General features: G+C 62.6%; 3 protein-coding genes. All 3 read left to right on the plus strand.

From position 1 onward, the window contains the following. Positions 1 to 150: 150 nt before the first annotated feature. Positions 151 to 1,428 (plus strand): 3-phosphoshikimate 1-carboxyvinyltransferase, encoded by a 1,278-nt coding sequence (aroA, locus tag VEK15_11045; protein HXV61221.1) that lies wholly within the window; start codon positions 151 to 153, stop codon positions 1,426 to 1,428. Between the two features lie 7 nt (positions 1,429 to 1,435). Then, a complete protein-coding gene (locus VEK15_11050) occupies positions 1,436 to 1,945 on the plus strand; it encodes a shikimate kinase (protein HXV61222.1) in 510 nt (169 codons plus the stop codon). Next, positions 1,942 to 2,483 (plus strand): metallophosphoesterase family protein (locus tag VEK15_11055; protein HXV61223.1); only part of this gene is annotated, 542 nt, incomplete at its 3' end. The genes VEK15_11050 and VEK15_11055, both read left to right, overlap by 4 nt.

Below are 2,483 nucleotides of genomic sequence, written 5' to 3' on the forward strand. Positions count from 1 at the left end.
GCTGCTCTTGACGTCGATCACGACCGAGTTTCGACCGTTTCCCATGGTGCCGCCGGCGAACCGAACCTTGCGAAGTAGGCTATATGATTCCCGTCCTCGAGACAACTCCCTTGTCATCGTTCCGTGCTACCATGTCCGCCACTCGGTAGGATGACTGCCCGAACCAAGCTACGGCTGCGCGGTCGTATCGATCCGCCGGGTGACAAATCCATTGGGCACCGGCTCGCTTTTCTTGCTGCGATCTCCCGCGGACGTTCGCGACTCGAGGCCTTCCCACCGGGCCGAGACTGTGCCAGCACACTCGAGCTGATTCGTACGCTTGGGGTCCAAGTCAATGAGGAGGGTTCGAGCGTCACCATCATCGGCCGGGGTCTCGGGGGTCTTGTGGCCCCCCATTCCGATCTCGACGCGGGCAACTCGGGCTCGACGGCTCGGATGGCTACCGGGCTTCTCGCCGGCCAATCGTTCGACAGCCGAATCGTGGGAGATTCGAGCTTGTCGCGACGGCCCTTCGACCGCGTCGTGAACCCTCTTACCGAGATGGGCGGCGTTTTCGAGACGACGGACGGACGTCTCCCCCTGCGAATCTTGGGAGGCCACCCGCTCCACGGAATCTCCTACACCCTTCCCGTCCCGAGCGCCCAAGTGAAGACCGCCGTCCTCTTCGCCGGGCTCTTTGCCTCGGGACGAACCACCGTAAGAGAATCCACGCTCTCGAGGAACCACACGGAGATCGGGCTTGCGGGCTTCGGAATTCCCGTCGTCGTAGCGAACGGCACCGTAAGCATCGAAGGCGGACGCGACCCGATCGGAAACGAGTTTCGCCTCCCGGGTGATTTCTCCTCGGCCGCTTTCTTCGTGGGTGCGGCCGCGAGCCTTCCTGGCTCGGACCTGGTCGTGCGCGGCGTCGGATTGAATCCGACACGAACCGGTCTCCTCCGCGCCCTTCGAGCGATGGATGCCGACGTCGAATGGGAGCCCGCACCGAGCCCAGGAGGCGAGCCGATGGGAACGATCCGAGTCCGCGGCCGGGAGCTCCATGGATTCTCGCTCGACCCGTCGGAAATCCCGACGCTCATCGACGAAATCCCCATTCTGGCGGTGGTGGCGGCTTTCGCCGAGGGGCCGACTCGGTTGGAAGGGCTGGGCGAGCTCCGGGTGAAAGAGAGCGATCGGTTGTATGCCATTCAGCAGGGGCTGAGAGCCCTCGGAGTCCGCATCGAGCCTCTCGAGTCCGGAATCGTGATCCACGGAGGCCCCGGCGAGCTGCGGCCTGCGCGGCTGCGCAGCTACGGCGATCACCGTATGGTGATGGCCTGGGCAATCGCCTCGCTCGGCGTTGGCGGCGACTGTGAAATCGATCACTTGGATCAAGTGAAGATCTCGTATCCTGGCTTCTGGGAGACCCTCGACCGACTGTTGTGTTGAGCTCGGAGTGCGATTTTTCTTGATCGGGTTCATGGGCGCGGGGAAGACGACTCTCGGATCCCGCGTCGCCGAACAATCGGGTCTGCCTTTTTTCGACTTGGACCACTGCCTGGAACGGACGACGGGGACCCCAATCGGCGACATCTTCGCTCATCAGGGCGAAGAGAGATTTCGTCAGCTCGAGACCGAAGCACTGCGAGCCCTGATTGTCCGAGAGCCCGACTCGGTGATTGCCGCGGGGGGAGGCACTTATACGAGCGAGTTCAACCGTACGGTCATGCGGGAGGCGGGAGTGAGCATCTGGCTCGACGTTCCACCCGAAGTGCTCATCGCGCGTGTCGGCGGAGGTGCGGGCCGGCCACTGTGGACAAGCGACGACGAAGCACGTATCCTCCACGAGTCGCGAGCCCAGGCCTACGCGCTCGCGGACCATCGACTGGAGCTCGGTGAGGAAGGTGTGGAAGAATCCGCGAAACGCCTCTATGATCTCCTTGTCCGCTGCCGCCTTCAGTCATGAGATATCTCATCCTGAGTGACGTCCACTCCAACTTCGAGGCGCTGACCGCCGTACTGAGACGCGTCCGTCGCAAACGCTTCGACGGCACCGTCGTGCTCGGCGACCTCGTCGGTTATGGCGCCGACCCGAATCGCATCGTGGAAGAGATTCGCCGGCTGAAGCATTTGATCATCATTCGCGGTAACCACGACAAAGTTTGCAGCGGCCTCGAGAATGGAGCAATGTTCAACCGCATCGCCCTCGAGTCGGCCCGATGGACCGAGCAGCACCTGCTCCCTCGACACCGAAGCTGGCTCCGCGCGCTGCCGAAAGGGCCCGTCGAAGTCGACGAGCTCTTCAGCATCTCCCACGGAACTCCCCTCGATGAAGACGCCTACATCTTCGGCGAGATCGAGGCCTTGAACATGTTCCCCTACTTCCGCACCCCTATCTGCTTCTTCGGGCACAGCCATTTTCCCGTCGTCTTCGCATTAGATGACGAGGCCCTGACGACTTACGTGCCCACGACCGGTACGAACGGGACCTTCCGGCTCAAGCT

The organism is Vicinamibacteria bacterium (genome assembly GCA_035620555.1).
GTDB lineage: Bacteria > Acidobacteriota > Vicinamibacteria > Marinacidobacterales > SMYC01 > DASPGQ01.